This window comes from Streptomyces sp. NPDC030021, from assembly GCF_055574035.1.
In genome coordinates this window covers 211,649-229,493 of the sequence record NZ_JBVIAH010000007.1, presented here as the reverse complement: position 1 = coordinate 229,493, position 17,845 = coordinate 211,649, and the positions used below count along the sequence as shown (strand labels likewise).

Below are 17,845 nucleotides of genomic sequence, written 5' to 3'. Positions count from 1 at the left end.
CAGGGCTCAGGATCCGGCGCCGCCCGGCCCGGTCTGCTCCAGGCCGAGCATCTCCAGGGCCGAGTCCATCTCCGGCTGGAACAGCACGCGGGGGTTGGCCTCGGGGCCGAACTGGCGGTAGACCTCCAGCGCGACGGGGCCGTACATGCGGCCCCACACGCGCAGCGAGGCCAGCAGCGCCTGCGGCGGCAGGTGGGGGAAGCACTCGCGGGCGAGGGCCGCGAGGGAGGGGACGAAGTCGCTCCACTGCGCCTCGGCCCGCTTGAGCTGCTCGGGAGCGGTGGGAGGGTGGTCCACGACCAGGCCGAAGTCGCGGAGAGGAGGCCGTATCCGCCGCCGCTGATGTGGCCGCCGGCGCCGACGGAGTGCTACTGCCGCGCCCGCTGCACCAGAGCCATGGAGTTAACGGAGCATGGCGGCTCCCGCCCGGAGCGCCGACGGGCTTTCCCGCTCAGCGGGAACACGGCCTCCCGCCCGCGCCCGCACCCCGCCTACCGTCTGCGGCACCACACACCACCGCAGCCGGAAGGACCCCATGCTGAACGACCAGTACCGGCGCGAGGCCGCCGAGATCCTGCACGCGGCACAGCATCGGAGGGCCCCGGTAAGGCCGCTGACCGAGCGGTACGAAGCCATCGACGCGCAGGACGCCTACGAGATCCAGCTCCTGGGCATCCGCCGCCGCTGCGCCGAGGGCGCCGTCGTCACCGGGCACAAGGTCGGGCTGTCGTCCCCCGTGATGCAGGCCATGATGGGCGTTGACGAGCCCGACTACGGACACCTCCTCGACACCATGGAACTACGCGAGGACACCCCCGTCCCCGTCGCCGCGTACTGCGCGCCCCGTATCGAGGTCGAGGTCGGCTTCGTCCTCGGCGCCGACCTGCCCGGCGAGGGCTGCACCGAGGCCGACGTCCTGGCCGCCACCGAACGGGTCGTCCCCGCCGTGGAACTGATCGACAGTCGCATCGCCGACTGGCGGATCTCCCTCGCGGACACCATCGCCGACAACGCCTCCTCCGCCGGCTACGTCGTCGGCGAGGGCCGCGACCCGCGCGAGCTGGACCTGGGGTCCGTCGAAGCGCGCCTCGCGAGCGGCGGCGAGACCCTCGCCACCGGCCGCAGCGACGCCGTCCTCGGCGATCCCGCCACCGCCGTCGCCTGGCTGGCCCGGACCGTCGCCCGCTTCGGCGTCCCGCTGCGCAAGGGCCACCTCGTCCTGCCCGGTTCCTGCACCCGCGCCGTGGACGTGACCGCCGGGCGCACCTACACCGCCGACTTCACCGGACTCGGCCCGGTGTCCCTCACCTTCTCCTGAGTGACCGACGCCCCAGGGGGCACAGCATGAAGAAAGCGACCGCCGCCATCGTCGGCTCCGGCAACATCGGCACCGACCTGCTCCACAAGCTCCTGCGCTCCCCGTACATCGAGCCCCGCTGGATGATCGGCGTCGACCCCGGCAGCGAGGGCCTCGCCCGGGCCCGCCGCGCCGGACTCGACGCCTCCCACCGGGGCGTCGACCACCTGCTCGGCCGGGCCGAACTGCCCGACCTGGTCTTCGAGGCCACCTCGGCGCACGTGCACCGCGCCCACGCCCCGCGCTACGCCGAACTCGGCATCAAGGCCGTCGACCTGACCCCGGCCGCCGTCGGCCCCGCCGTCGTACCGCCCGCAAACCTCACGGCCCACCTCGACCGGGCCAACGTCAACATGATCACCTGCGGCGGGCAGGCCACCATCCCCATGGTGTACGCCGTCTCCCGCGTGGTCCCCGTCGCCTACGCCGAGATCGTCGCCTCGGTGGCCTCCGTCTCGGCCGGCCCCGGCACCCGCGCCAACATCGACGAGTTCACCCGCACCACCGCCCGCGGCATCGAGGAGATCGGCGGCGCCGACCGCGGCAAGGCGCTGCGCGCAGGCGAACGCCGCCTCGTCGGCGGCCCCTGATGGGCGCCGGATCGCCCGTCACCTGCCAGGAGTGCGGGAACCGGGTGCTCTGCGAGAAGTTCAGCCCCGCCCACACCCAGATCCAGTGGACCGGCGATGCCGCCGTACGCTGCCCGCGCATCGCCGCCCGGGTCGCGGCCGGGGAACTCGGCGCCCGCGTCCGCTCCTGCCAGGAGCTGCGGGCGAGCATCGAGGAGGCCGTCCGGGAGGGCGCCCTGGAGGTGCCCGCCGATGCCTGACAGCCGGCTCCGGGAACAGGACACAGCGGCCCGCGCGCTGCGGGTCCGCGTCAGGGAACGCGTCCAGGAGACCCCCGAGGCGGTCTCCCTCGTCCTGGACGCGGAACTCCCGTACGCACCGGGCCAGTTCCTCACCGTCCGGATCCCGGGCGGTGCGGCCCGCTGCTACTCGCTGGCGAGCTCCCCGCGCACCGGGGAGCCGATGCGGATCACCGCCAAGCGGGTGCCCGGCGGGCTCGGCTCCGGCTGGCTCTGCGAGGAGGTGGCGGCGGGGGACGAGCTGGAGGTCCTGCCGCCCGCGGGTACCTTCACCCCGGGCCCCGGCGGCCTCGACCGCGACCTCCTGCTGGCGGCGGGCGGCAGCGGGATCACCCCGGTGCTCTCCCTCGCCAAGTCGGCGCTGGCCGCGGGCCGGGGCCGGGTCGCCCTGGTGTACGCCAACCGGGACGCCGAGTCGGTGATCTTCCGGGACGAGCTGTGGGGGCTTGCCGAGGCGTACCCGGGGCGGCTGGCCGTCGTGCACTGGCTGGAGAGCCTCCAGGGGCTGCCGACCGCCGCGCTGCTCGGGCCGCTGATGGCCCCGTACGCCGGCCGCGAGGCCTACCTGTGCGGGCCCGGCCCGTTCATGGACGCCGCCGAGGCGGCGCTGCGCCGGGCCGGGGCCGCGCCCCGCGCGATCCACCGCGAGCGGTACTTCTCGCTGGGCACGGACGTCTTCGCGGCCGCCCCGCCGCCTGTCGAGCCGTCGGCCGGGGCGCAGGCCCGGGCCACCGCCGAGGTGGAACTCGACGGGACCCGGCACACCGTGCCCTGGCCCGAGGGGACACCGCTGCTCGACGCGCTGCTCGCTGCCGGGATCCCCGCTCCGTACTCCTGCCGGGAGGGGCGCCTGCAGCGCCTGCTGCTGCCGGGTCGTCGAGGGCGAGGTGGAGATGACCCGTAACGAGGTCCTCGACGAGACGGACCTGGCCGAGGGCTACGTCCTGGCCTGCCAGGCCCTCCCGCTCGGCCCCACCGTGCGGATCACGTACGGGTGAAGGGGGGTGTCCGGCAGTACGCGCGGCCGCTAGCTTCTCCGGGGAAAGCGCTTGCTGCGCACGGCAATCGGTTCGGGAAGCGGGGCTGGGCCCATGTCCGACACCATCACGCTCGCCGTCGTCGGGGCGGGGGACCGGGGGAGCGGCCACGCCGGATGGGCCCTGGCCCATCCGGACCGGGCCCGGGTGGTCGCGGTCGCCGAACCGCGCGCGCCCCGGCGGGAGCGGCTCGCCGCCGCCCACCGCATCGACCCCCACCACGTGCTCGGCGACTGGCGGGAGCTGGCCGCCCTCGGCCGGATCGCGGACGCGGTGCTCGTCTGCACCCTGGACCGCGACCACCTGGAGCCGGTCCTCGCGTTCGCCGCGCTCGGCTACCACATCATGCTGGAGAAGCCGATGGCCCTCACGGAGGACGAGTGCCGGCGCATCGTCGACGCCGTCGAGCGGGCCGGCGTCATCCTCTCCGTCGGGCACGTCCTGCGCTACACGCCCTACACGCGGACCCTCAAGGACGTCGTCGACTCCGGCCGCATCGGCGACATCGTGAGCGTCCAGCACCTGGAGCCGGTCGGCTTCTGGCACCAGGCCCACTCGTTCGTACGGGGCAACTGGCGGCGCGCCGACGAGGCGACGACCATGCTGATGGCCAAGTCCTGCCACGACCTGGACTGGCTCCAGTACGTGCTGGGGCGCCCGCCCGTACGGGTCTCCAGCTTCGGCCGCCTCTCGCACTTCCGGCCCGAGAACAGGCCGCCGGGTGCGGCGGACCGCTGCCTGGACTGCGCGGTCGAGCCGGACTGCCCGTACTCCGCCGTACGCGAGTACGGCGACAGGCTGGCCGACGGCCGCCACCGCTGGCCGCTGAGCGTGCTGATCGACGAGTTCACCCCGCGGGCCCTGGAGGCCGCGCTGCGGGAGGGGCCGTACGGGCGGTGCGTGTACGCCTGCGACAACGACGTCGTCGACCACCAGGTGGTGGCCATGGAGTTCGACTCGGGGGCGACGGCCACCTTCACCATGACCGCCTTCACCGAGCAGGCGGACCGCCACACCCGGATCTTCGGAACCCGCGGCGAACTGCGGGGCGACGGCCGCACCATCACGGTCTACGACTTCCTGACCCGCACCGAGGAGCAGGTGGCCATCGGCGCGGGCGGGCCGATGGACGCCGCGGGCGGCCACGGCGGCGGCGACCCCGGCCTCATGGACGCCTTCGTCGCCGCCATCGCCACCGGCGACCCCGGCCTGGTCAGGTCCGGCCCGCGGGAGTCGCTCACCAGCCACCTGACGGTCCTGGCCGCCGAACGGGCCCGCTGCTCCGGCACGGTGGAGCCGGTGGGGCCGCCCGTCCAGGACCCGTAAACGAAGCGGGCCCGGCCCCCTGGCGAGGGGTCGGGACCGGGTCTTCGTTTCTTGCGGTGGGATATGACTACCCGCTACATCCACTCGCTGAACCGCAACCAGCCCATCATGTTGTCCATTTCCTGCTCCGAGACCGCCGGCCGCGGGTCCTGAGGCCGCGCGACCGCAGCCCGGCCGGCCCGTCCCGGCCCGTACAGCTCGCGCCACACGGCCCGCGCGCAGGCCAGAACGGCCGGTCCCAGCCGGGCCAGTTCGCGCTCTCCCCGGCACGAGGACACCGAGACCGCGGCCACGGCCCGGCCCGCGCCGCGCAGGGGCGCCGCCACGCAGCAGATGCCGCGGAAGCTCTCCTCCCGGTCGTGGGACACCCCGCGCTCGCGGACGGCCGCCAGCTCCGCGCGCTGGGCGAGCGGCCTGATCAGCGTCCGGGCCGTGCGCGGCCGCAGCCCCTGCGCGAGGACGTGATCCACCGCCCCCGGGTCGCCGAAGGCGAGGATCGCCTTGCCGGCGGCCGTGCTGTAGGCGGGCATCCGGCCGCCGACCCGGGAGGGCACGGTGGTGGCCTCCGAGCCACCGATCCGCTCCAGGCAGACCACCTCGGCCCCGTCCAGCACCGACAGGTGCACCAGTTGCCCGGTCTCGACCCCCATCGTCGGGATCGCCGAGGGCGCCTACGAGGGCTACGTCGAAGCGACCCGGAACCGGCTGCGCGTCTCCTACGGCCAGCAGGTCGCCGAGGACCCCTTCGCCCAGGTCCGCATCGCCCGCGCCGCGAGCGACATCGACGCCTCCTGGCTCCAGCTCCGGCGCAACATCGACGAGCTCTACGCGCTGGCCGAACGCGGCGCCGAACTCCCGACGGCCCTGCGCACCCGGGTCCGCCGCGACCAGGTCCTCGCCACCGAACGCTGCGTCGCGGCCGTCGACCTCCTCATGGAGAACGCCGGCGGCAGCGCCATGCGGACCGGCCCCGACCGCGTCCAGCGGGCCTGGCGCGACGTACACACCGGCCGCGGCCACGCCGCCAACGACCCCGAGCGGGCCCTGGTCCTTTTCGGCCAGGGTGCGCTCGGCCTCGACATCCAGGACACGATGTTGTGATGATCACTTACGAGAGCACCTCGCGCACGGTCAAGGCCGGAAACCTCAACCTCCACTTCCACGAGGCGGGTCCGGAGCACACCGGCGCCCCCGTCCTCATCCTGCTCCACGGCGGCGGACCCGGCGCCTCCGCCTGGTCCAACTTCGGCCCCAACCTGCCCTTCTTCGCCGAGCGGTTCCGCACCCTGCTCATCGACCAGCCCTGCTACGGCCGCTCCGACAAGCCCGAACCCGACCGCGACTACTTCAGCTTCAGCGCCGCCGCGACCGCCGCCCTCATGGACGAACTCGGCATCGCGAAAGCCCACTTCATCGGCAACTCCCTCGGCGGCGGCACCGCCGTCCGGATGTCCCTGAACCACCCGGACAAGGTGGACAAGCTGCTGCTCATGGGCCCCGGCGGAATTTCGGTCAATCTCTTCTCGGCCGACCCCACCGAAGGCATCCGGCGCCTCTTCGAGTTCGCCGCGGCCGCCGACCCCACCCGCGAGCAGATGCGCGCCTTCCTCACGACGCTCGTCCACGACCCCTCGCTCGTCACCGACGAACTCGTCGAGGAGCGCTACACCCAGGCCATGGACCCGGACGCCCGGATCGGCAACGCCCGCATGGGCGCCTCCTTCGCCAACCCCGCCTGGCAGCAGGACACCCTGCTCTGGCGCGAGGCCCACCGCATCAGCCACCCCACCCTGCTCACCTGGGGCCGCGAGGACCGGGTCAACCCCCTCGACGGCGCGCTGCTCGCCCTCAAGGCCATCCCCGACGCCCGCCTGCACGTCTTCCCGCGCTGCGGCCACTGGGCGCAGACCGAGGCCTTCGACGACTTCAACCGCCTCGCCGCGGACTTCTTCGCACACTGAACCCCGCCCCGCCTCCGGAGAGCTCTCCCCAGAGCTCTCCGGAGCTCCTCCAGAACTGAGGACACCCATGGCACCGGCCATCCGGGCACTCGGCTACCTCCGCATCGAGACCGCCGACCTCCCCGCCTGGCGCACGTACGTCCTGGACATCCTCGGCATGACCGTGGCCGAGGGCAGCACGGACACCTGCCTGAACGTCCGGATCGACGACCGCATCCACCGCTTCCAGTTCGTCTCCGGCCGCCAGGACCGGCTGCTCGCCGCCGGCTTCGAGGTCGCCGGCGCCCAGGCCCTGCGGGAGGCGGCCGCCGTCCTGGAAGCCGCCGGACACCCCGTCAAGCCCGGCGACGCCGCCACCCTCGCCGACCGGCGCGTCCAGGGCCTGATCCACTGCGAGGATCCCGGCGGCAACCCGCTGGAGATCTACTGGGGCCAGGCCCAGGACCACAGCCCGCTCGCCGCCCCCTACGGGAACCGGTTCGTGACCGGCACCCCCTCGGGCGAGGGCCTCGGCCTCGGCCACGTCGTCCTGCCCGCCCCCGACACCGAGGCCAGCCTCGACTTCTACGAGAACCTCCTCGGCTTCCAGCTGCGCGACTCGATGCGACTGCCCCCGGCGGCCGTCCCCACCGGCAGGCCCGGCCAGGACTTCCACTGGATGCACTTCCTCAGCCCCAACCACCGCCACCACAGCCTCGGCCTCTACCCCGGCGCACTGCCGCCCGGCATCGTCCACTTCATGGTCGAACTGGAGACCCTCGACGACGTCGGCCACTGCCTGGACCGGATGAACCGGGCGGGCATCCCCATCGCCTCCACCCTCGGCCGGCACTCCAACGACCGCATGGTCTCCTTCTACGCGCAGGCCCCCGGCGGCTTCCAGGTCGAGTACGGCTGGGACGGGCTCGTCGTCGACCCCGCCACCTGGACCGCGAAGGAGATCACCGCGGACAGCTTCTGGGGCCACCAGTGGAACGGCTGACCGCAGCCGCAGCCGCAGCCGCAGCCGGCGGCCCGATCGGGACACCCGTCGACCCGGCCGCCTTCCGGGAGGTCCTCGGCACCTTCGCCTCCGGCATCACCGTCATCGCCGCCGCCGGGGCCGACGGCCGCCCGGCGGGCCTGGCCTGCCAGTCCTTCGCCTCCCTCTCCCTGGACCCGCCGCTGGTCCTGCTGTGCATCGGCCGGTCCTCCTCCAGCTGGCCCGCCGTACGCGAGGCCGGCGGCCGGTTCGGGGTCAGCATCCTCGCCGAGGAGCAGCGCGCGGTGTGCGAGGCCCTCGGGCGGCGCGGCCCGCGCCAGGGCGCGGAGAAGTTCGACGGGGTGCCGTGGGAGCCGTCGCCGAGCGGCGCCGTCCACATCAGCGGGGCGCTCGCCACCCTCGACTGCGCCGTCGACACCGTCCACGAGGCCGGGGACCACTACCTGGTCACCGCCCGGGTCCTCGCCCTGGCCGCCCGCGACGGCGGATCGCCCCTGCTGTACTTCCGCAGCGATTACGCCACCGGAGCCTTCGAGTGACCGACACCGACACCGACACCGACACCGAGCCCGTGACCGGTGACCACACGTACGACGTGGTGGTCGTCGGCTCCGGCGCCGCCGGACTCGCCGCGGCCGTCACCGCCCGCCTGCGCGGCCTGACCGTCCTCGTGGTCGAGAAGACCGACAAGTACGGCGGCTCCACCGCCCTGTCCGGCGGCGCGATATGGGTCCCCGGCAACGTCCACCTCGACCGGGCCGGCCTCGCCGACACCTACGACAAGGCCCGCGCCTACCTCGACGCCACCGTCGGCGACCGGGTCCCGGCCGCCCGCAAGGACGCGTACCTCGCCCACGGGCCGCGCATGGTCCAGGAGTTCCACGAACGCACCGAGATCCGCTTCATGTACACCCCCGGCTACCCGGACTACTTCCCCGAGGCCCGGGGCGGCATGGCGCAGGGCCGTTCGATCGAACCGCGCATCGTGGACTTCAAGCGGCTGGGCCGGGCGCGCCACGACATGCGCCGGGCGGGCCTGCCCACGTACGGACTGACCATGACCTCCTACGACTTCCGCTTCCTGAACATGGTCGGCCGGACCTGGGCGGGCCGGAAGGCGTCCCTCAAGGTCGGGGCACGGGCCGTGGGCGCGCTGGTCACCGGCCGCACGCTGCTCTCCCTCGGCGAGGCGCTGATCGCCCGGATGCGGCTCTCGCTGGACCGGCTCGGCGGGGACCTGTGGCTGTCGGCGACGCTGACCGGGCTGGTCACGGACGCCGCGGGCCGGGTCACGGGCGTACGGGTCACCCGGGCCGGCCGCGAGGTGACCGTGGCGGCCCGGGGCGGGGTGGTGCTGGCCTCGGGCGGGTTCTCGCACGACCAGGCCCTGCGCGAGAAGCACCTGCCGCACCCGACGTCCACGGCCTGGACGCACGCCTCGGAGGGGCAGACCGGCGACGCCCTGCGGTGCGGCGAGGAACTGGGCGCCGCCACCGACCTGCTGGACCGCGTGTGGGGCGCGCCCTCGGTGTGCCCGCCTGGGGAGAAGCCGTTCTTCCTGGTCGCCGACCGGGGCATCCCGGGGTGGTCATCGTGAACGGGGCGGGGGAGCGGTACGCCAACGAGGCGTTGCCGTACCACGCGTTTGTGGACCGGATGTACGCCGCCGACCGGCCCGAGGCGCGGACCGTGCCGTCCTGGCTGATCCTCGACGCCCGCTCCAAGGCCTGGTACCTCTTCGCCGGGCTCTTCCCCGGACAGCCCTTCCCGAAGCGGTGGCTGGAGAGCGGCTTCCTGAAGAAGGCGGACACGGTGGAGGAACTGGCCCGCGCGATCGCGGCGCCCGGCCTGCCCGCCGCGATCCGCCGGTTCAACGGGCACGCCGAGCGGGGCGTGGACGAGGACTTCGGGCGCGGGAACAGCGTCTACGACCGCTACTACGGCGACCCGACCCTGGCGAACCCGAACCTCGCGCCGATCGACAAGGGCCCCTTCTACGCGGTCCCCGTGCACCCGGGCGACATCGGCACCAAGGGCGGCCTGGTCACGGACGGGGACGGCCGGGTGCTCCGCGAGGACGGCGGGCCGATCGCCGGGCTCTACGCCTCCGGCAACTGCTCGGCGGCGGTGATGGGGGAGACCTACCCCGGACCGGGCGCGACGATCGGCCCGGCCATGGCCTTCAGCTGGGCGGCCGTCAACGCCATCGCCGCCGGACTCGGCTGACGGCGCCGGGGCGGCGGGCCCGCACGGCCCGCCGCCCCGCTCTCACCGTGCCCGGGTCAGGAGAGCTTGCCGTTGTAGTCCGGCAGCTTGACGGTGCGCTCCGCATGGCCGCCGACGAGGTCGGTCGGGCTGTTGCCGATGTTGGCGATGATCGTGTAGCCGCGCGCCTCGATCTCCGCCCGCTTGCCCGTCTTGTAGGCGCTGACCTCATCGAACAGGTCGGGCAGGTCACGGACGTAGAGCCCCGAGACCGGGTAGCCCACGGCCTTGAGGTTGCGCTCGGTGAGGGAGTGGATGATCCCGGGGCGGGCGGTGACGAAGAAGATCGCGACGCCGCGCGCGTGCGCGTACTGGGTCAGCGCGCGGACCTTGGTGATCGCGGGGGTCGGGAAGGTCCAGAACCAGTGGAAGTCCGTCTCCAGCGAGGTGTTGTCGATGTCGAGGACGAGGGCGGGCTTCTCACCGGCGGGCGAGGCGGCGATGCGCGCCTCGATGGCGGGCCGGGCCGCGTCGATCACGGCGGCGACGTCCCGCTGCCAGGTGGCGTAGTCGATGCCGAGGATCGCGGCGTTGCCGCCGGGCGCCGAGGCGGCCGCAGGCGCGGACGCGGGTGCGGACACGGGCGCCGGCGCCGGGACGGGCGCGGCCTGGGCGGCGGTGGCCGGAATCAGCGTCAGGACGGCGGCGGCTGCGGCCACGCCGGCGGCGGCGGTACGGGGCATACGGGTGCGGCGGGTGCTGCGCATGGGGGGCGCTCCCTCGGTCACGAGTTGGCATGTACGTGACCAGAGTTGGCGAGAATCGAACCCATGTCTACTGGCCGGTAGGAAACTTTTCGTGGCCGCGCGATGAATGATCTACGTGGTGCAGTCGAGGATGGTGTGGCACAGCCCGCACCGGGCCCGCAGTCGCCCGCGCACCGGCACCCGCAGCCGCTGCGCGCACACCGGACACGGGAAGCTGACCCGCAACCCGGCGCCGGCCCCCTGCTGTTCGAAGCGGTACGACGAGCCGTCGGTGGGGTCGGCCCCGGCGCGCCGCGCCTTCGCGTACCGCCGCCGCGCCAGCGGCCCGGCGGCCGTCAGCGGTGCCCGGCGGTGGTCGCGCCCGGCCAGCGCGCGCCCGCGCACGTAGGCCTCGTACGCCTGGGGGCTGGTGAACCAGGGGGCGGGGTCCTCGCCGAACAGGGCGGCGCGCTTGGCGAGGACGTAGCCGAACTCCTCCGGCGTGAGGTAGCCGAACCTCTGGTGGGTCAGCGCGTCCTCGCGGTAGGCGTCCAGGAGCAGCCAGCCCGCCCCCAGGTACGCGGCGGCGGTGTCGGTGAGGATCTCGTTGTCGGCGGTGGCGGGGAAGCGCAGGTCCAGCCGGTGCAGCAGGACGTGCGTGACCTCGTGGGCCAGGGCGGCGGCCAGATCGCGGCGGTGGGTGCGGAAGCGGTCGTTGACCTCGATGAAGTACTCGCGGCCCGCGGCCAGTTCCACGGTGGCCGCCTGCTCCATCGCCCGGAAGGAGACCACCATGCGCGCGTCGGGCAGCCGTAGCGCGCGCACGGTCGCGGCGGCCACCCGCTGCGCGCCCAGGTGGAGGTCGTCGGTGGCGTCGAAGGCGGCGTCGGCGGGGGCGAAGCTCGTGTCGTAGGCGCGGATCCCGTCGGCCGACAGCCGGCGGAAGAGCGCGGTGATCGAGGCGCGCGCGGTCGCCAGATGCGGAAATCCGTGCTCGATGGGGCTGTCGGGCCCCCTGTTCTCCGTCACCGGGCCCTCCTTACCGCAATCCCTGGCGCCAGGGAGGGAGTTGGCCGAAATTGCCTTCTTGATGTCCACCACACGCCTGTTGTGTCATGGACCCGTCATTCACCCGATGACGCGCACGCACGGCCCAACCCCCCACGAAAGGCAGTGTGTTGACTGTGACCACCCTTGTGCAGTTGATGAAGCGCACCCTCGCCGTCGGCGCGGTCGCCCTCGCCGCCGTCAGCCTCCAGCCCGGCACCGCCACCGCCGGCCCGGCACCCGTCGTCGGCGGCACCCGCGCCGCCCAGGGCGAGTTCCCCTTCATGGTGCGCCTCTCCATGGGCTGCGGCGGCGCCCTCTACACCCAGCAGATCGTCCTCACCGCCGCCCACTGTGTGAGCGGCTCCGGCAACAACACCTCCATCACCGCCACCGCCGGAGTCGTCGACCTCAACAGCTCCAGCGCCATCAAGGTCAAGTCCACCAAGGTCCTCCAGGCCCCCGGCTACAACGGCAAGGGCAAGGACTGGGCCCTCATCAAGCTCGCCAAGCCCATCAACCTGCCCACCCTCAAGATCGCGGACACCAAGGCCTACGACAGCGGCACCTTCACCGTCGCCGGCTGGGGCGCCACCCGCGAGGGCGGCGGCCAGCAGCGCTACCTGATGAAGGCCACCGTCCCCTTCGTCTCCGACGCCAGCTGTCAGAGCTCGTACGGCAGCGACCTCGTCCCCAGCGAGGAGATCTGCGCCGGCCTGCCCCAGGGCGGCGTCGACACCTGCCAGGGCGACTCCGGCGGCCCCATGTTCCGCCGCGACAACAACAACGCCTGGATCCAGGTCGGCATCGTCAGCTGGGGCGAAGGCTGCGCCCGGCCGAACTACCCCGGCGTCTACACCGAGGTGTCCACCTTCGCCGCCGCGATCAAGAGCGCCGCGGCAGGCATGTAGCTCCTCCCGCACGTCCCGCCCGCCCTTCCGGCCGGTCACGCACCGGCCGGAAGGGCCAGGTCGTCTCTTGCCGTGCGGTTGAGGGCCGACCCGCACCCCGGTCCCATGGGAAACGACCGGTGGCGGCAGCCGACGACAGCGGGGCAGGTGGCGCATGGCGATCCGAGTGGCCATCGCGGACGACCAGGAGATGGTCAGAACCGGATTCCGGATGATCCTCGCGAGCCAACCGGACATCGAGGTCGTCGCCGACGTCGTCGACGGCGAAGCGGCCCTCGCCGCCGTCGCCGGACACCGGCCGGACGTCCTGCTCCTCGACATCCGTATGCCGGGGCTCGACGGCCTCGAAGTCACCCGCCGCCTGTCCGGCCGCCCCGGCTCACCGCACATCGTCATCGTCACCGCCTTCGACCTCGACGAGTACGTTCACGCGGCGCTCCACGGCGGAGCGTCCGGCTTCCTCCTGAAGGACGCCGGCCCGGCCATGCTGGTTGAAGCGGTCCGGGCGGCAGCCGTCGGCGACTCCCTCGTCTCCCCCGCCATCACGGTCCGCCTCCTGCGCGAAATGGCCCCGCGCACCCCGGCCTCCCAGGCCCGCCGCCCCACGGAGCCGCTGACCGAGCGGGAACACGACGTCGTACGCTGCCTCGCGCGCGGGCTGACCAACGCGGAGATCGCCGGGGAGCTCTTCGTCTCCCTGTCCACGGTCAAGACCCACCTGGCCAACGTCCAGGCCAAACTCGACGCCCGCAACCGCGTCGAGATCGCCGCCTGGGCCTGGGAAAGCGGCCTGGCCGCCACCTCGGCGTGACCCCACCGATCCGCCCCCGATGCCGCCCCCGATTCCAGCCCCACCGGCGCCCGAGGCCCGGGCCCTTCCAGCCCCGATCCCAGCCCCGCCGGCGCCCGAGGCCCGGGCCCTTCCAGCCCCGATTCCAGCCCCGCCGGCGCCCGAGGCCCGGGCCCTTCCAGCCCCGATTCCAGCCCCGCCGGCGTTTGAGGCGCGGGGTCCGGGGCGGAGCCCCGGGAGGCTCCGGCGCAGCCGGCCCGCGCCTGTGCACCCGTACCCGCCTGTGCCCCCGTACCGCCGCCGCAGGAAGCCGCGGCAGCCACCCGCACCGGGGCCCGCGGTCGCCCGGGGCCACCCGGTGAGCCCCCTGTCCGGCTGCACGCCGCCACCGCCACCGCCGTACGCGTCACCCTGGCACCGTCCCGGCCGGCCCGGAGGTCCGCATCTCCGACGGCGGCGGCCGCCCCGCCGCACTCTCCGGGAAAGCCCGCGGCGGCGGCTACGGCCTCGCCGGCATGGCCGAACGCGCCGAGGCCCTCGGCGGCTCCCTCACCGCCGGCCCCACCCCCGAGGGCGGCTGGCTCGTCACCGCCACCCTGCCGCTCTGAACGGCCTGGACGGACGGCCTAACCCAGCGCGATGGCCCGCAGCGCGGCCAGATGCCGCCGGTAGACCTCCCGGCCCTCGGCGGTCAGCGAGAGCCAGGTACGCGGACGCCGCCCGACCCGGCCCTTGCGGACCTCCACCCAGCCCGCCTCCTCCAGCGCCGCGACCTGCTTGGACAGCACCGAGTCCGAGACCTCGACCAGATCCCGTACGAAACCGAACTCGGCCTTGTCCAGCGGAGCGAGCGCCGCCACCACCGACAGCCGTACGGGCGCGTTGAGCAGCGGCGCGAGGTCGTGCCGCGGATGCCCGCCCCGCTTCGCGTCCGCTCCGGTGCCCACGGTCGGTTCGCCCGTCATACCGTGCCCCGCATCTCGGTCCAGGCCCCCACGGCGAGCGGCAGCGCACACGCCAGCGCGGCTCCCACCGCGAACGGCACGCTGCGGCCGAACACCGTGAAGCCGAGTACGACCATCAGGGCGAAGACCACCGCCCAGGACCCCACCAGCACCCCGTGCTTCACACCGAACCCCCGCCGCACCACCCGCTGCCGCGCCGCGTACACGCTCAGCCCGGTCACCAGCAGCACATTGGCCACCCCCAGCACCACCACCGCGACCGGACCACGCCCCAGCACGGCCATCGGTACGAGCACCAGCTGCCCGGCCGCGAACGCCCACAGGTAGCGCGCGTACCAGCCACTGCGCCGCCGCGCCGCCTGCTCCAGACCGGCCGCCCGGCCCAACGCCCCGACCGCCTTCGCCGACTCCTGCATGGGTCCCCCTCGCTCGCACACGGACGACCGTCCCTAGCTGATTTCCACTATGGCGAGTACTTTCCATTCTGGCAAGTATCGGGTTGCCGTCTCACAGGCCGACTGCCCGAGGAACAGACGGCCGCCGCCACGTATTCTCGGGAACCATGAACATCAGCGACCTCGACAACGGCACCGGCACGGGCGCGGCCGGCGACGCCGCGGGCATCGACGAGAGCGTCACCGCCGAACTCGCGCGCCTGCGCGACAGCATCGACAACATCGACGCCGCCGTCGTCCACATGCTCGCCGAACGCTTCAAGTGCACCCAGCAGGTCGGCCACCTCAAGGCCAGGCACCAGCTGCCCCCCGCCGACCCGGGCCGCGAAGCCAGCCAGATCGCCCGCCTGCGCCAGCTCGCCGAGAACGCCAAACTCGACCCCGCCTTCGCCGAGAAGCTCCTCAACTTCATCATCGCCGAGGTCATCCGCCACCACGAGACGATCGCTGCGGGCGAAGAGTAGAAGACCGGGGTCCGGCCGCCCACTGGGGCAGCATGGGCCCCATGTCCGCACTGACGCGCAACGAAGCGCAGCTCCGAGCCCAGCTCCTCGACGTCCAGCACTACGCCGTCACCCTCGACCTCACCGGCGACGACGAGACCTTCGACTCCACCACCGTCGTCAGGTTCACCGCCCGCACCGCCGCAGACACCTTCATCGAGCTGAAGCCCGTCGAGCTGCGCTCGGCCACCCTCGACGGCAACCCCCTCGACCCGGCCACCCTCGCCGACGACCGCCTCCCCCTCGAAGGCCTCACCGAAGGCCCCCACGAGCTGCACCTCGACACCCGCATGCGCTACTCCCGCACCGGCGAGGGCCTGCACCGCTTCACCGACCCCGCCGACGGCCACACCTACGTCTACAGCCAGATGTTCCTGGACGACGTCCAGCGGGTCTTCCCCGCCTTCGACCAGCCCGACCTCAAGGCCGTCTTCGAATTCACCGTCACCGCCCCCGCCCACTGGACCGTCCTCGCCAACGGCATCACCACCCGCACCGCCGCCGCCCCCGACGGCAGCGGCGCAGCCATCTGGCAGTCCGCCCCCACCCCCCTCATCTCCACCTACCTCGCCGCCGTCGCCGCCGGCCCCTGGCACAGCATCCGCACCGAACACGCCGGACTGCCCTTCGGCATCCACTGCCGCCAGTCCCTCGCACCCCACATGGACGTCGACGCCGAAGAAATCCTCTCCATCACCAAGGCCTGCTTCGACCGGTACCAGGAGAAGTTCACCGAGCCCTACCCCTTCGACTCCTACGACCAGGCCTTCGTACCCGAGTTCAACGCCGGCGCCATGGAGAACCCCGGACTCGTCACCTTCCGCGACGAGTTCATCTTCCGCTCCGCCGTCACCGACACCGAACGCCAGTCCCGCGCCATGGTCATCGCCCACGAGATGGCCCACATGTGGTTCGGCGACCTCGTCACCCTCGCCTGGTTCGACGACATCTGGCTCAACGAATCCTTCGCCGAATACATGGGCTACCAGACCCTCACCGAAGCCACCCGCTTCACCGACACCTGGACCGACTTCGGCGTCACCCGCAAGCCCTGGGGCTACGACGCCGACCAGCGCCCCTCCACCCACCCCGTCGCCCCCACCCCCGAAGACGTCCCCGACACCGCCTCCGCCCTCCTCAACTTCGACGGCATCTCCTACGCCAAGGGCGCCTCCGCCCTGCGCCAACTCGTCGCCTGGCTTGGCGAGAAGGACTTCCTGGCCGGCATCAACACCCACTTCGCCCGCCACAAGTTCGCCAACGCCTCCCTCGCCGACTTCATCGACTCCCTCGCCGCCCACACCGAACGCGACGTCCGCGCCTGGGCCGACATCTGGCTGCGCACCACCGGCATCGACACCCTCACCCCCCGCATCGAGGAGTCCGAGGGCCGCCCCGACACCCCCGCCGGCTGGACCCTCACCGTCGACCGCCGCGGCAGCCGCCCCCACCACATCGCCGTCGGCGTCTACGACCGCGACCCCGTCGACGACCGCTTCCTCGAACTGCGCGAACTCCTCGACCTCGACATCCCCTCCGACGAGATCATCTCGGTGACCGGAGCCCGCCCCGCCCTCCTCGTCCTCAACGACGTCGACCTCACCTACGCCAAGGTCCGACTCGACGAAACCTCCGTCGAAACGGTCCTGCGCGGCCTCTCCGGCATCCCCGACGCCCTCACCCGCGCCGTCGTCTGGAACGCCCTGCGCGACATGGTCCGCGACGGCGAACTCGGCCCCCACGACTACCTGGCCACCGCCTCCGCGCACCTGCCCGAAGAGGACGACCTGGCCATCGTCCAGGGCGTCCTCGCCTTCGCCCGCACCCAGGTCGCCGTACGCTACCTCGCCCCCGAAGAACAGGCCGCCGCGCTCGCCACCCTCACCACCATCGCCCGCGACCTCCTCCGCCGCACCGAGGACGGCTCCGAACCCGGCATGCGGCTGACCGCCGTACGCACCCTCGTCGACAGCGCCACCCAGCCCGACACCATCGCCGCCTGGCTCACCGACGACACCGTCCCCGGCGGCCCCGCACTCGACCCCGAACTGCGCTGGCGCATCCTCGGCCGCCTCGCCGTCCTCGGCGCCGTCGGGGAGACCGAGATCGACGCCGCCCTCGCCGCCGACACCAGCGCCACCGGCCAGGAAGGCGCCGCCCGCTGCCGCGCCGCCCTCCCCACCGCCGAGGCCAAGGCCGCCGCCTGGGACCGCCTCTTCCACGACGACAGCCTGTCCAACTACCTCTTCAGCGCCACCGCCCAGGGCTTCTGGCAGCCCGAACAGGCCGAACTGCTCACGCCGTACGTCACCCGCTACTACCCGGAGGCCGTCGCCCTCGGCGCCCGCCGCGGCCCGGCCATCGGCGAGGCCGCCGGCCGCTGGGCGTTCCCCGCGTACGCCATCGACGAGTCCAACCTCCAGGCCGGCCACACCTGCCTCACGAACCCGGACATCCTCCCCCTCCTGCGCCGCAAACTGGTCGACCAACTCGACGACCTCGCCCGCGCCCTCAAGGTCCGGCCCTCTGACGAGAACTAGCCGAAGGCCGAAAGCGCGGAGCCGAGGCCAGGGCCGGGGACGGGGACGGGGTGGGGTGTTGTCCGGGACGTAGAACGTGATGTGTTGGCGCGGCAGCGGCCCGTACGCCTCACTCCGCCCAGGGCGCCATAAATCATGCAGTCCCGGACGGC

Annotated in this window: 21 protein-coding genes and 1 pseudogene; 16 read left to right on the top strand and 6 right to left on the bottom strand. The window is 73.2% G+C overall.

The window, feature by feature from the left end; all coding sequences use genetic code 11:
- Positions 1-6 precede the first annotated feature (6 nt).
- Positions 7-297, bottom strand: coding sequence for a TetR-like C-terminal domain-containing protein (locus ACZ4YL_RS16350; RefSeq protein ID WP_468117057.1), 291 nt, complete (start codon positions 295-297; stop codon positions 7-9).
- 238 nt (positions 298-535) lie between these two features.
- Here ACZ4YL_RS16350 and ACZ4YL_RS16345 point away from each other — a divergent pair, with 238 nt between their 5' ends.
- The 6 genes and pseudogenes from ACZ4YL_RS16345 to ACZ4YL_RS16320 all read left to right on the top strand — a co-directional run bounded on the left by ACZ4YL_RS16345 (position 536) and on the right by ACZ4YL_RS16320 (position 4,588).
- Positions 536-1,318, top strand: coding sequence for a 2-keto-4-pentenoate hydratase (locus tag ACZ4YL_RS16345; protein ID WP_468117055.1), 783 nt, complete (start codon positions 536-538; stop codon positions 1,316-1,318).
- 26 nt (positions 1,319-1,344) lie between these two features.
- Positions 1,345-1,911, top strand: a pseudogene (locus ACZ4YL_RS16340) (acetaldehyde dehydrogenase (acetylating)); the annotation flags it as partial.
- A 35-nt stretch (positions 1,912-1,946) separates the two neighbouring features.
- Positions 1,947-2,186 carry a hypothetical protein gene (locus tag ACZ4YL_RS16335; protein WP_468117053.1) on the top strand — a complete coding sequence of 80 codons (240 nt, stop codon included), beginning with the start codon at positions 1,947-1,949 and terminating at the stop codon, positions 2,184-2,186.
- The gene (locus ACZ4YL_RS16330; protein WP_468117052.1) at positions 2,179-3,129 is read left to right on the top strand and encodes a 2Fe-2S iron-sulfur cluster-binding protein; all 951 of its coding nucleotides are present in this window, start codon (positions 2,179-2,181) and stop codon (positions 3,127-3,129) included. The genes ACZ4YL_RS16335 and ACZ4YL_RS16330 overlap by 8 nt, the downstream gene beginning before the upstream one ends.
- Positions 3,119-3,223, top strand: coding sequence for a hypothetical protein (locus ACZ4YL_RS16325; protein ID WP_468117050.1), 105 nt, complete (start codon positions 3,119-3,121; stop codon positions 3,221-3,223). Before ACZ4YL_RS16330 ends, ACZ4YL_RS16325 begins: the two co-directional genes overlap by 11 nt.
- Before the next feature lie 93 nt (positions 3,224-3,316).
- Complete coding sequence (locus ACZ4YL_RS16320) at positions 3,317-4,588, top strand: Gfo/Idh/MocA family protein (RefSeq protein WP_468117049.1); 1,272 nt, start codon at positions 3,317-3,319, stop codon at positions 4,586-4,588.
- Positions 4,589-4,662: 74 nt separating this feature from the next.
- Here the strand turns inward: ACZ4YL_RS16320 and ACZ4YL_RS16315 are convergent, their stop codons facing one another.
- Positions 4,663-5,238 (bottom strand): IclR family transcriptional regulator, encoded by a 576-nt coding sequence (locus tag ACZ4YL_RS16315; RefSeq protein WP_468117048.1) that lies wholly within the window; start codon positions 5,236-5,238, stop codon positions 4,663-4,665.
- Between ACZ4YL_RS16315 and ACZ4YL_RS16310 the strand changes: the two genes are divergently transcribed.
- The 6 genes from ACZ4YL_RS16310 to ACZ4YL_RS16285 all read left to right on the top strand — a co-directional run bounded on the left by ACZ4YL_RS16310 (position 5,144) and on the right by ACZ4YL_RS16285 (position 9,757).
- Entirely contained in the window at positions 5,144-5,689 is a 546-nt protein-coding gene (locus ACZ4YL_RS16310; protein WP_468117046.1) for an acyl-CoA dehydrogenase family protein, read from the top strand. The two genes, ACZ4YL_RS16315 and ACZ4YL_RS16310, sit on opposite strands and share 95 nt — an antisense overlap.
- Positions 5,689-6,549 carry a 4,5:9,10-diseco-3-hydroxy-5,9,17-trioxoandrosta-1(10),2-diene-4-oate hydrolase gene (gene hsaD / locus ACZ4YL_RS16305; RefSeq protein WP_468117045.1) on the top strand — a complete coding sequence of 287 codons (861 nt, stop codon included), beginning with the start codon at positions 5,689-5,691 and terminating at the stop codon, positions 6,547-6,549. The genes ACZ4YL_RS16310 and hsaD overlap by 1 nt, the downstream gene beginning before the upstream one ends.
- A gap of 67 nt (positions 6,550-6,616) precedes the next feature.
- Positions 6,617-7,531, top strand: a complete 915-nt coding sequence (locus tag ACZ4YL_RS16300) for a VOC family protein (RefSeq protein ID WP_468117043.1) — start codon at positions 6,617-6,619, stop codon at positions 7,529-7,531.
- Positions 7,519-8,070: a flavin reductase family protein gene (locus tag ACZ4YL_RS16295; RefSeq protein WP_468117042.1), complete on the top strand. Its 552-nt coding sequence runs from the start codon at positions 7,519-7,521 to the stop codon at positions 8,068-8,070. The genes ACZ4YL_RS16300 and ACZ4YL_RS16295 overlap by 13 nt, the downstream gene beginning before the upstream one ends.
- A complete protein-coding gene (locus tag ACZ4YL_RS16290; RefSeq protein ID WP_468117040.1) occupies positions 8,067-9,128 on the top strand; it encodes an FAD-dependent oxidoreductase in 1,062 nt (353 codons plus the stop codon). Before ACZ4YL_RS16295 ends, ACZ4YL_RS16290 begins: the two co-directional genes overlap by 4 nt.
- Positions 9,125-9,757 carry an FAD-binding protein gene (locus tag ACZ4YL_RS16285; RefSeq protein WP_468117039.1) on the top strand — a complete coding sequence of 211 codons (633 nt, stop codon included), beginning with the start codon at positions 9,125-9,127 and terminating at the stop codon, positions 9,755-9,757. Before ACZ4YL_RS16290 ends, ACZ4YL_RS16285 begins: the two co-directional genes overlap by 4 nt.
- 56 nt (positions 9,758-9,813) lie before the next feature.
- Here ACZ4YL_RS16285 and ACZ4YL_RS16280 read toward each other — a convergent pair whose 3' ends face one another.
- Both ACZ4YL_RS16280 and ACZ4YL_RS16275 read right to left on the bottom strand, forming a co-directional pair.
- Positions 9,814-10,503, bottom strand: a complete 690-nt coding sequence (locus tag ACZ4YL_RS16280; RefSeq protein ID WP_468117037.1) for an HAD family acid phosphatase — start codon at positions 10,501-10,503, stop codon at positions 9,814-9,816.
- 111 nt (positions 10,504-10,614) lie between these two features.
- Positions 10,615-11,511 (bottom strand): hypothetical protein, encoded by an 897-nt coding sequence (locus ACZ4YL_RS16275; RefSeq protein ID WP_468117036.1) that lies wholly within the window; start codon positions 11,509-11,511, stop codon positions 10,615-10,617.
- Between the two features lie 176 nt (positions 11,512-11,687).
- Between ACZ4YL_RS16275 and ACZ4YL_RS16270 the strand changes: the two genes are divergently transcribed.
- Both ACZ4YL_RS16270 and ACZ4YL_RS16265 read left to right on the top strand, forming a co-directional pair.
- Positions 11,688-12,440: a serine protease gene (locus ACZ4YL_RS16270; RefSeq protein WP_468117279.1), complete on the top strand. Its 753-nt coding sequence runs from the start codon at positions 11,688-11,690 to the stop codon at positions 12,438-12,440.
- Between the two features lie 154 nt (positions 12,441-12,594).
- Positions 12,595-13,251 carry a response regulator gene (locus tag ACZ4YL_RS16265; RefSeq protein WP_468117034.1) on the top strand — a complete coding sequence of 219 codons (657 nt, stop codon included), beginning with the start codon at positions 12,595-12,597 and terminating at the stop codon, positions 13,249-13,251.
- A gap of 605 nt (positions 13,252-13,856) precedes the next feature.
- Here ACZ4YL_RS16265 and ACZ4YL_RS16260 read toward each other — a convergent pair.
- Together ACZ4YL_RS16260 and ACZ4YL_RS16255 are read right to left on the bottom strand one after the other, a co-directional pair.
- A complete protein-coding gene (locus tag ACZ4YL_RS16260) occupies positions 13,857-14,195 on the bottom strand; it encodes a winged helix-turn-helix domain-containing protein (RefSeq protein ID WP_468117033.1) in 339 nt (112 codons plus the stop codon).
- Positions 14,192-14,611 carry a hypothetical protein gene (locus tag ACZ4YL_RS16255; protein ID WP_468117031.1) on the bottom strand — a complete coding sequence of 140 codons (420 nt, stop codon included), beginning with the start codon at positions 14,609-14,611 and terminating at the stop codon, positions 14,192-14,194. The genes ACZ4YL_RS16260 and ACZ4YL_RS16255 overlap by 4 nt, the downstream gene beginning before the upstream one ends.
- A 146-nt stretch (positions 14,612-14,757) precedes the next feature.
- Between ACZ4YL_RS16255 and ACZ4YL_RS16250 the strand changes: the two genes are divergently transcribed.
- Together ACZ4YL_RS16250 and pepN are read left to right on the top strand one after the other, a co-directional pair.
- Positions 14,758-15,114, top strand: coding sequence for a chorismate mutase (locus ACZ4YL_RS16250; protein ID WP_468117030.1), 357 nt, complete (start codon positions 14,758-14,760; stop codon positions 15,112-15,114).
- Between the two features lie 41 nt (positions 15,115-15,155).
- Positions 15,156-17,693, top strand: a complete 2,538-nt coding sequence (gene pepN / locus ACZ4YL_RS16245) for an aminopeptidase N (protein ID WP_468117029.1) — start codon at positions 15,156-15,158, stop codon at positions 17,691-17,693.
- The last annotated feature ends 152 nt before the right edge of the window (positions 17,694-17,845 follow it).

Bases quoted from the DNA above. Each gene is read 5' to 3' on its own strand.
- ACZ4YL_RS16345 (WP_468117055.1), top strand. From the start codon at position 536: ATGCTGAACGACCAGTACCGGCGCGAGGCCGCCGAGATCCTGCACGCG.
- ACZ4YL_RS16335 (WP_468117053.1), top strand. From the start codon at position 1,947: ATGGGCGCCGGATCGCCCGTCACCTGCCAGGAGTGCGGGAACCGGGTG.
- ACZ4YL_RS16330 (WP_468117052.1), top strand. From the start codon at position 2,179: ATGCCTGACAGCCGGCTCCGGGAACAGGACACAGCGGCCCGCGCGCTG.
- ACZ4YL_RS16325 (WP_468117050.1), top strand. From the start codon at position 3,119: ATGACCCGTAACGAGGTCCTCGACGAGACGGACCTGGCCGAGGGCTAC.
- ACZ4YL_RS16320 (WP_468117049.1), top strand. From the start codon at position 3,317: ATGTCCGACACCATCACGCTCGCCGTCGTCGGGGCGGGGGACCGGGGG.
- ACZ4YL_RS16315 (WP_468117048.1), bottom strand. From the start codon at position 5,238: ATGGGGGTCGAGACCGGGCAACTGGTGCACCTGTCGGTGCTGGACGGG.
- hsaD (WP_468117045.1), top strand. From the start codon at position 5,689: ATGATCACTTACGAGAGCACCTCGCGCACGGTCAAGGCCGGAAACCTC.
- ACZ4YL_RS16300 (WP_468117043.1), top strand. From the start codon at position 6,617: ATGGCACCGGCCATCCGGGCACTCGGCTACCTCCGCATCGAGACCGCC.
- ACZ4YL_RS16280 (WP_468117037.1), bottom strand. From the start codon at position 10,503: ATGCGCAGCACCCGCCGCACCCGTATGCCCCGTACCGCCGCCGCCGGC.
- ACZ4YL_RS16270 (WP_468117279.1), top strand. From the start codon at position 11,688: ATGAAGCGCACCCTCGCCGTCGGCGCGGTCGCCCTCGCCGCCGTCAGC.
- ACZ4YL_RS16265 (WP_468117034.1), top strand. From the start codon at position 12,595: ATGGCGATCCGAGTGGCCATCGCGGACGACCAGGAGATGGTCAGAACC.
- ACZ4YL_RS16260 (WP_468117033.1), bottom strand. From the start codon at position 14,195: ATGACGGGCGAACCGACCGTGGGCACCGGAGCGGACGCGAAGCGGGGC.
- ACZ4YL_RS16255 (WP_468117031.1), bottom strand. From the start codon at position 14,611: ATGCAGGAGTCGGCGAAGGCGGTCGGGGCGTTGGGCCGGGCGGCCGGT.
- ACZ4YL_RS16250 (WP_468117030.1), top strand. From the start codon at position 14,758: ATGAACATCAGCGACCTCGACAACGGCACCGGCACGGGCGCGGCCGGC.
- pepN (WP_468117029.1), top strand. From the start codon at position 15,156: ATGTCCGCACTGACGCGCAACGAAGCGCAGCTCCGAGCCCAGCTCCTC.